Origin of the sequence: Aquicoccus sp., assembly GCF_041686535.1 — a bacterium.
GTDB lineage: Bacteria > Pseudomonadota > Alphaproteobacteria > Rhodobacterales > Rhodobacteraceae > Aquicoccus.
Map to the genome: position 1 here is coordinate 1 of NZ_JAWLDS010000117.1, position 8,044 is coordinate 8,044.

An 8,044-nucleotide genomic window follows, 5' to 3' on the forward strand; every position below is an offset into this window, starting at 1 on the left:
TGGCGGAGAGACAGGGATTCGAACCCTGGGACCCCGTGAAGGGTCAACGGTTTTCGAGACCGCCCCGTTCGACCACTCCGGCACCTCTCCGCGGGGATCTGTGGGGCCGTTTAATCGGCTTTGGCGGGCGGATCAAGAGGGGTTTTGCATTGCGCCGAAAGGGTTTTCCCCTAGATTTCAAGCAGGGGCAGCAGAACCAGCAGGTACCAGTCATGGATCAACGGAGCAGAGATCTTGCGTGCGTTGTGCGGCTCGCGCTCTTTTCGGGCGTCTTGTTTCTCGCTGCGCTGTTCCGCCCCGTCCAGGCGGAAGATCACGATCGGCTCAGGTCTTTCCTGAACGTAACCGGATTTGACGTTGCAGTAGATTCGATCGGCTTGATGGCCGCAGATGCTCCTGAGATTCTGGGGATGCGGGCCGAGGCGTTCGGGTATCGTTGGAAAGAGATCACCGAACAGGTTTTCGATCGCGACGAATTGCAGCGGTTGGCGTTGGACATTCTTGCGGGAACGTTGAGCGAGGATCTCTTGCATCATGGGGTCGAGTTTTATGCCACGCCCTTGGGGCAGCGTCTGGTTGAGGCCGAGAACCGCGTCCACATGCAAGGCGATGACAACTTGAAACGCGAAGAGGGTGAGAGAATCCTGGCCAGGCTGAGAGAACGGGATGACCCAAGGATCGGCTATCTTGAACGGATGAATGCGGCGATCGACTCGTCGGGCAATGCTGTCGCTGCCGTTATGGAAATCCAGTTCCGGTTTCTCATGGCAGCAAGTGCATCGGGTTTGATAGATGGCCTACTGGATGCGGATGCCCTGCGTGCGCTCCTCTGGGAAAACGAGGAAGAGATGCGTGCTCGGATGAGGGAATCGACGCTGGTCAATTCGACCTATGCCTATCGCGACTTTTCTGATGAGGATGTCCGCACCTATGCCCGAGCGTTGGAAGAGCCGCGGATGCAGCAGGTTTATGAGCTGTTGAATGCGGTTCAATGGGAAATCATGGCGAACCGGTTCGAGGCGCTGGCAACAGCGCTCGGTGCGCTGGAGCTGGAAGAGGAGTTGTGATGATGCGTGTACTGATCCGCTCGGCGTTTGCCGTGACTTTGGCCCTTTTCTTTGTGCAGGAGGTGGCTGCGGATGAGGCCGAAGACCGGGCGGCGCTGAACCGGGCGCTGGCTTTGACCCCGCTCATGGAAATCATGCAGGAAGAGGGCGAGGAATTCGGCGCCGGTTTGGGGCAGAATTTCCTGCCCGGCGGTGGGGGAGCCGCGTGGCACCGTATCGTGACGCGCATCTATGACACCGAAAAGATGGCCCGGACCGTGGAACGCGGCCTCGAGGAAGAATTGCCGGCGCGTCATCTGCCGGATCTTCTTGCCTTTTTCCGTTCGGAAACTGGAGACCGGATTGTCGAGCATGAGATCGCCGCGCGGCGGGCGTTTCTCGATTCTTCGGTCGAGGATGCGGCCAAGGCTGCCTATCGGGCCGCGCGGGAAAGCGGCAATGATGCGCCGGGCCAGGATCGGCGACTTGACCTGATCGGCTCCTACGTCGCGGCCAATGACCTGATCGAGTTCAATGTTGCGGGTGCGTTGAATTCCAATTTGCGCTTTTATCAGGGCATGGTCGATGGTGGCGGGCTCGAGATGAGCGATGCCGAAATGGTGGACGAGGTCTGGGCACAGGAAGAGGAGACCCGATCGGACACCGAAGAATGGATGATGTCATATCTCATGCTGGCCTATTCGGATCTTTCGGACGCCGATCTGTCCGCCTACACGACATTTTCCGAAACCGCGTCTGGCCAAGCGCTGAACCGAGCTCTTTTCGCCGGATTTGACAGGATGTATGCCGAGATTTCCTATGCCTTGGGACTGGCGCTGGCCGCCCATATGGAAGGGGAAGATCTATGAGCGGAAATCGTGAGCGCCTGGGTGCGGTTCTGGTCTCAGATCGTTACGACGAACACGAAAATCGCGGTTCCGGCCTCTTGACTTGCTTTGCATGATTGAAGATAAGCCCCCATCCGGCGCGGGGAGACCTGTCGCCCGGGCATTATGTTGATGACGCCTTCAAAGGCGCGCTGTTCGAGGTGGGGCCATGCTCCGATAACGCCCATGATGGGGGCCGAAGGACGCGGAAGCAAAAGGAAATCGATTCATGTTCGCGGTAATCAAGACCGGCGGCAAGCAATACAAGGTCCAGTCCGGTGATACGCTCCGGGTGGAAAGGCTGGCTGCTGACGCAGGTGAGACTGTTCAATTCAACGATGTGCTGATGCTGGGCGGTGAAAAGACCGTTGTCGGCGCACCGCTCGTCACTGGTGCGGCCGTGCAGGCCGAGGTGGTCGATCAGGTCAAGGGTGACAAGGTCATTCACTTCGTACGTCGCCGCCGCAAACACAGCTCCAAGCGAACCAAGGGGCACCGCCAGAAGCTGACCCTGCTCAAGATCACCGAGATTCTTGAGGTGGGAGGAGACAAGACCGGGATCAAGGCTGCGATGGGCGCCGGATCGGTGGGCACGACCGCGGTGGCTGCGGCTGACGCGGCGGCGCCGACCAAAAAGGCGAATGCGACGTCAAAGGCAGCGAAGCCTGCCGCCGCGTCGGATGCGGGCGATGATCTCAAGGTGCTTTCGGGTGTTGGCCCTGCGCTCGAGAAGAAACTGCACGAGGCCGGGGTGACATCGTTCGCCCAGATCGCCGCATGGACCGATGCGGACATTGCTGCTATGGACGAGAAACTCAGTTTCAAGGGCCGTATCGAGCGTGAAGGCTGGGTTGAACAAGCCAAGAAACTGGCCAAATAAGACGGCAAAGGAGAAAGCGATATGGCACACAAGAAAGCAGGCGGTTCCTCCCGCAACGGCCGCGATTCTGCCGGACGCCGCCTTGGCGTCAAGAAATTCGGCGGCGAAAGCGTGATTGCTGGCAACATCATCATGCGCCAGCGCGGCACAAAGATGTGGCCGGGTGAAGGTGTGGGCATGGGTAAGGATCACACGATCTTTGCCACAGTTGACGGGCATGTCCAGTTTCACAAGGGCCTCAAGGGCCGCACCTTCATTTCGGTGCTCCCGGCGATGGAGGCCGCAGAATAAGCCGACCTTAAGGTTTCGACAACAAGGGGATCGGCATGAAGGCCGGTCCCCTTTCTCGTTCAAGGGTCTGCATCGCGATGACGTGCATCCCCTGTGAGGAGCAAGGCGGGTAAGATTGCAAGAGTGTCGGGCGTTACCGCGGGCGCGCGTTTTCGGAGGAGTAACAGCGCATGAAGTTGGAAAAGGTGATCAATCAGCCGGTGATCGAGACTGATCGGTTCGACCTGCGCCCGCTGCGGGTATCGGACAAGGGACTGATCGAGCTTTATGCAGGCGACGAACGCGTGGCACGCAACACCACGTCTATTTCTCACCCGTTGCCGCCAGGGGCGACCGAGGATTTCATCCGCCGGGCGCAGTCGGAGGACAGGGTGGAAGATGTCTGGGCGATGGACGCCACCAAGATTGGCGGGCATGAGCTGATGGGGCTGATCGGGCTGACTCGGATGGATCGAAATCAGGCGGAGATCGGCTATTGGGTCGCACCGGTATTCTGGAACACCGGCATTGCACAAGAGGCGGTGGCTGCTGTCCTGGATGCCAATCCTCTGGACAGCAAAACCATTTTTGCCAGCGTCTTTCAAGACAATCCTGCCTCGGCGCGTGTGTTGACCAACCAGGGGTTCGAGTATCTCGGAGACGCTGAAACCTATTCGGTGGCACGCGGGGCGACGGTGCCCACCTGGACCTATAGTTTGAAACGCGATTGAGCCCACATGGGCCTTTGCGTATGAGGATGACATGAAGTTTCTTGATCTCGCAAAGGTCCATATCCGATCCGGCTCGGGCGGCAATGGATGTATCAGCTTTCGTCGTGAAAAATACATCGAGTTCGGGGGGCCAGACGGGGGCGACGGGGGCGATGGTGGCGACGTCTGGGTCGAGGCCGTGGAGGGCCTCAACACCCTGATAGACTTTCGCTATCAGCAGCATTTCTTCGCCGACAACGGGCGCCCGGGAATGGGACGTCAGCGTACCGGGGCGGATGGAAAAGACATTGTTTTGCGGGTCCCGATCGGGACCGAAATTCTCGATGAGGACCAGGAAACGCTGATTGCCGATGTGACCGAAGTCGGCCAGAGAATACTGCTCGCGAAGGGTGGCAACGGCGGCTGGGGAAACCTGCATTTCAAGACCTCGACCAATCAGGCGCCGCGTCGCGCCAACCCGGGACAGGACGGGGTGGAACGCACTCTTTGGCTGCGGCTGAAGCTCATTGCCGATGCAGGCCTGCTTGGACTGCCGAATGCGGGAAAATCGACCTTCCTTGCCGCGACGTCGAATGCGCGCCCCAAGATTGCGGATTACCCCTTTACCACCCTGCACCCCAACCTTGGCGTAGTGGGCGTGGACGGGGTCGAGTTCGTGATTGCCGACATTCCGGGCTTGATCGCGGGGGCGCATGAGGGGCGCGGGATCGGTGACCGGTTTCTTGGCCATGTCGAGCGTTGCTCGGTCCTGTTGCACCTCGTCGATTGCACGTCCGAAACAGTTGTCGAGGATTATCGCATCATAATTCACGAACTTGACGCCTATGGCGGTCATCTGGCGGAAAAACCGCGTGTGACAGCGCTCAACAAGGTTGATGCGCTGGATGAGGATCGCCGTGATGAGGTTAGAGCCGAACTTGAGGCAGAAGTGGGGCGCCCGATTCTGATGTTGTCCAGCGTGTCGGGTGAGGGGGTGACCGAGGCGTTGCGCGCCTTGCGCGCAGAGATCGATGAGGACCGTCTGCGGCACAAGGCGACCTCCGAGGAGCTCGAGACGTGGCATCCCTGAGTGAGGCGAAACGGATCGTTGTCAAGATCGGCTCGACCTTGCTCGTCGACCGGGCGGGAGGAGGTCTCCGGGCCGACTGGCTGCGTGGGCTCGCACAGGATGTGGCAAGACTGAAGGCGCAGGGCAAGGATGTCGTTCTTGTCTCGTCTGGGTCGATTGCTCTTGGACGTGGCGTGTTGGGCTTGCCATCACGTGAATTGTCGCTCGAGCAAAGCCAGGCGGCCGCGGCGGTTGGGCAAATTCGCCTCGCGCGCGCCTACGAAGAAGGCTTGGAACCGCACGGGATTACCACTGCGCAGGTGCTCGTGACGTTGGAAGATTCAAGTGACCGCCGCCGTTACCTCAATTCGCGCGCGACGATGGAGCAACTCTTGAACCTGGGCGTCGTCCCGATTGTGAATGAGAATGACACGGTCGCAACCGACGAGATTCGTTATGGCGATAACGACCGACTGGCCGCGCAGGTGGCGGTGACGGTGGGGGCGGATGTCCTGGTTCTCTTGTCAGACGTTGACGGGTTCTATGACGCCAATCCTGCCGACACGCCGAATGCCCGGAGATTTGACCTTGTCGAGCGTATCACGCCCGAGATCGAGGCAATGGCGGGTGATGTTGGTTCCGGCCTTTCCAAGGGGGGCATGAAGACAAAGTTGATGGCGGCCAAGACCGCGACCGCCGCGGGATGTGCCATGGTGATCACGCAAGGTTTGCGTCTCAACCCGTTGAAAGCGATCGAAAAGGGGGAGTCTGCTACGTGGTTCCAGGCGCAGGGAGACCCACAGGTGGCCCGCAAGCGGTGGATCGCGTCGATGAAGCCACGCGGAACCATCACGGTGGATGTCGGCGCGGCGCAAGCACTCTCCCGCGGCACCAGTCTTTTGCCCGCCGGCGTCATACGGGTTGGGGGCCAGTTCGGTCGCGGAGACCCTGTCGAGATACTGGATCTTCAAGGCCACAAGCTCGGACAGGGGCTCAGCCGGTACACGGCGGATGAAGCGGCCCAGATTTCCGGTCTTCGCAGTCACGAGATAGAGCGGGTGCTGGGCTCTCCAGGCCGGGCCGCGCTGATTCATCGTGATGATATGGTTTTGTGAGCACAGGCGAACAGTGAGACGAGGATGGTCGAAATGATGGACGCTAACGATATCAAAGACATGATGGAGGCACTGGGGAGGCAGGCCAGGGTGGCAGCGGCTGAACTGGCCTATGCCCCTGCCGAGACGAAAACGGCGGCTTTGAATGCTGCAGCCGATGCCGTCTGGGCGCGCCGTGCCGAAATCATAGCGGCCAATACCAAGGACATGGAAATTGGTCGCGAAAAAGGCCTCACCGCTGCCATGATGGACCGACTGATGCTTGACGAGTCGCGCCTCGGGGCGATGGTCGAGGGGCTCCGTGCCGTGGCCGCAGCGCCAGACCCCGTGGGCGAAGTGATCGCCGAATGGGACAGGCCCAGCGGGCTGCATATCCGCCGCGTGCGCACGCCGATTGGCGTTGTCGGCGTGATCTATGAAAGTCGCCCGAACGTCACCGCCGATGCCGGAGCTCTGTGCCTCAAGGCAGGCAATGCGGTGATCTTGCGTGGGGGCTCCGAGAGTTTCCATTCCACCAGGGCGCTTCATCTCTGCCTGATCGAGGGGCTGAGGCATGCGGGCCTGCCGGAAGCCGCGATACAACTCGTCCCGACGCGAGACCGCGCTGCGGTGCGAGAAATGCTGGCGATGACAGAATATGTCGATGTGATCGTGCCGCGTGGAGGCAAGGGGCTTGTGGGTCTCGTGCAGCGCGAGGCACGGGTGCCGGTCTTTGCCCATCTTGAAGGGATCGTGCACATCTATCTCGACGCGGCGGCAGACCCGGTCAAGGCGCTCGACGTGGTGATCAATGCCAAGACGCGGCGCACCGGGATTTGCGGTGCGGCCGAATGCCTCCTGATCCATGAGAGTATCCGTGACACCATCGGGCGGGGCGTGATCAAGGCATTGCTTGACAAGGGGGTGCGCGTTCATGCCGATGCGGAACTGTCGGTGATCGAAGGCATCACCCCTGCGACCGAGGAGGACTGGGGGCGCGAGTATCTCGACATGGACATCGCGGCGCGGGTGGTGCCCGATATCGACGCGGCAATTGCACATATCCAGCGCTATGGCTCGAACCATACAGACTGTATTGTCACTGAGGATGATACTACGGCAGCACGCTTCTTTGAAAGGGTCGACTCGGCCATCCTTATGCGCAATGCATCCACCCAATTTGCCGATGGTGGCGAGTTCGGCATGGGGGCCGAGATCGGGATCGCGACCGGCAAGATGCATGCGCGCGGTCCGGTGGGTGCGGCGCAACTTACCAGTTTCAAGTATCTGGTCGAAGGTGATGGAACGGTGCGGCCCTGAGGGTCAAAAGCGCAGGATCAGGGCCTCGTCGCTTTGGTCGAGATGCAGGCGCGAGCCCAGGCCTTCAAGGCAAAGCGGCAAGAGCGCGTATTGCACGTGGGCCGGACGCAGTCCGCCGGGCAACGCCCCGTCGAGCGCGGCGCGGGCGTCAGGATCGAGCGCAATGCGTGGGCCTGTTGCCGCGAGCGTCCAGCGCCCGGCGTGGCCGGATACAGTTATCATACCCCCCTGCGGCAAGGCGGTCTCGAGGCAGAGCAATCCAAGGTATATGGCCTGCACCTCGGCGCGGGGCACATCACCAACGCCTTGCCAGTCGGCTTGATGCCGTCCCCCTCCATAGCTATCGTTGATCACCTTGCCTATCTCGGACGTACCTATCATCTGTTCAGACGAGGCTACACCGAAGGCGACCCGAAAGAACTTGATCCTTGCGCTGGCATTGTTGACGCTGTCCGAGATGAGGCGTAGCTCGGGCGTGTCGATGGGGCCACCCATCCCGATGAGTTCGAGACCGTTGTGAATGGCGCCGACCGGGCTGATGAGATCGTGGCAAATGCGCGATCCGACGAGTGCCGCAAGGGTGAGATCAGGATGGGCCATGGATGTCTCCGAAAGGGTGAAAAATGAATGAGCTCAACGCGATACTTGAACCCGGGATGCTCGTGCGGCATCCCGAGCGGCCTGAATGGGGGGTGGGGCAGGTGCAGTCAAACATCGCAGGAAGGATCACGGTCAGTTTTCCCGAGGTTGGCAAGGTGGTGATCGAAG

10 protein-coding genes and 1 tRNA gene are annotated in these 8,044 nt (G+C 60.3%); 9 read left to right on the forward strand and 2 right to left on the reverse strand.

From position 1 onward, the window contains the following. Window positions 1–90 (reverse strand) — tRNA-Ser (locus ACESL9_RS15940). Between the two features lie 320 nt (window positions 91–410). On the opposite strand from ACESL9_RS15940, the gene ACESL9_RS15945 reads away from it, so the two are divergent. The 8 genes from ACESL9_RS15945 to ACESL9_RS15980 all read left to right on the forward strand — a co-directional run bounded on the left by ACESL9_RS15945 (window position 411) and on the right by ACESL9_RS15980 (window position 7,276). After that, a complete protein-coding gene (locus tag ACESL9_RS15945) occupies window positions 411–1,067 on the forward strand; it encodes a DUF2059 domain-containing protein (RefSeq protein ID WP_372675173.1) in 657 nt (218 codons plus the stop codon). Next, the gene (locus ACESL9_RS15950; protein ID WP_372613079.1) at window positions 1,067–1,915 is read left to right on the forward strand and encodes a hypothetical protein; all 849 of its coding nucleotides are present in this window, start codon (window positions 1,067–1,069) and stop codon (window positions 1,913–1,915) included. Before ACESL9_RS15945 ends, ACESL9_RS15950 begins: the two co-directional genes overlap by 1 nt. Window positions 1,916–2,162: 247 nt before the next feature. Beyond that, window positions 2,163–2,813, forward strand: a complete 651-nt coding sequence (locus tag ACESL9_RS15955; RefSeq protein WP_372613077.1) for a 50S ribosomal protein L21 — start codon at window positions 2,163–2,165, stop codon at window positions 2,811–2,813. Window positions 2,814–2,834: 21 nt separating this feature from the next. Continuing rightward, window positions 2,835–3,104, forward strand: a complete 270-nt coding sequence (gene rpmA, locus ACESL9_RS15960) for a 50S ribosomal protein L27 (protein WP_372613075.1) — start codon at window positions 2,835–2,837, stop codon at window positions 3,102–3,104. Window positions 3,105–3,274: 170 nt separating this feature from the next. Then, window positions 3,275–3,814: a GNAT family N-acetyltransferase gene (locus ACESL9_RS15965; RefSeq protein ID WP_372675171.1), complete on the forward strand. Its 540-nt coding sequence runs from the start codon at window positions 3,275–3,277 to the stop codon at window positions 3,812–3,814. Between the two features lie 31 nt (window positions 3,815–3,845). After that, window positions 3,846–4,883: a GTPase ObgE gene (obgE, locus tag ACESL9_RS15970; RefSeq protein WP_372675172.1), complete on the forward strand. Its 1,038-nt coding sequence runs from the start codon at window positions 3,846–3,848 to the stop codon at window positions 4,881–4,883. Continuing rightward, window positions 4,871–5,977, forward strand: a complete 1,107-nt coding sequence (gene proB, locus ACESL9_RS15975; RefSeq protein WP_372613069.1) for a glutamate 5-kinase — start codon at window positions 4,871–4,873, stop codon at window positions 5,975–5,977. The genes obgE and proB overlap by 13 nt, the downstream gene beginning before the upstream one ends. A 33-nt stretch (window positions 5,978–6,010) precedes the next feature. Continuing rightward, window positions 6,011–7,276 (forward strand): glutamate-5-semialdehyde dehydrogenase, encoded by a 1,266-nt coding sequence (locus ACESL9_RS15980; RefSeq protein ID WP_372613067.1) that lies wholly within the window; start codon window positions 6,011–6,013, stop codon window positions 7,274–7,276. 3 nt (window positions 7,277–7,279) lie between these two features. Here ACESL9_RS15980 and ACESL9_RS15985 read toward each other — a convergent pair whose 3' ends face one another. Next, on the reverse strand, window positions 7,280–7,876 hold the full coding sequence (locus ACESL9_RS15985) for a histidine phosphotransferase family protein (protein ID WP_372613065.1): 597 nt from the start codon (window positions 7,874–7,876) through the stop codon (window positions 7,280–7,282). Between the two features lie 23 nt (window positions 7,877–7,899). Here ACESL9_RS15985 and ACESL9_RS15990 point away from each other — a divergent pair. Next, on the forward strand, window positions 7,900–8,044 hold a 145-nt coding region (locus tag ACESL9_RS15990; protein ID WP_372675174.1), incomplete at its 3' end, for a DUF3553 domain-containing protein.

What these genes read in the sequence shown, in the direction of transcription:
- ACESL9_RS15950 (WP_372613079.1), top strand. Translation starts at nt 1,067, where the DNA reads ATGATGCGTGTACTGATCCGCTCGGCGTTTGCCGTGACTTTGGCCCTT.
- ACESL9_RS15955 (WP_372613077.1), top strand. Translation starts at nt 2,163, where the DNA reads ATGTTCGCGGTAATCAAGACCGGCGGCAAGCAATACAAGGTCCAGTCC.
- ACESL9_RS15965 (WP_372675171.1), top strand. Translation starts at nt 3,275, where the DNA reads ATGAAGTTGGAAAAGGTGATCAATCAGCCGGTGATCGAGACTGATCGG.
- rpmA (WP_372613075.1), top strand. Translation starts at nt 2,835, where the DNA reads ATGGCACACAAGAAAGCAGGCGGTTCCTCCCGCAACGGCCGCGATTCT.
- obgE (WP_372675172.1), top strand. Translation starts at nt 3,846, where the DNA reads ATGAAGTTTCTTGATCTCGCAAAGGTCCATATCCGATCCGGCTCGGGC.
- ACESL9_RS15985 (WP_372613065.1), bottom strand. Translation starts at nt 7,876, where the DNA reads ATGGCCCATCCTGATCTCACCCTTGCGGCACTCGTCGGATCGCGCATT.
- ACESL9_RS15945 (WP_372675173.1), top strand. Translation starts at nt 411, where the DNA reads ATGCGGGCCGAGGCGTTCGGGTATCGTTGGAAAGAGATCACCGAACAG.
- ACESL9_RS15980 (WP_372613067.1), top strand. Translation starts at nt 6,011, where the DNA reads ATGATGGACGCTAACGATATCAAAGACATGATGGAGGCACTGGGGAGG.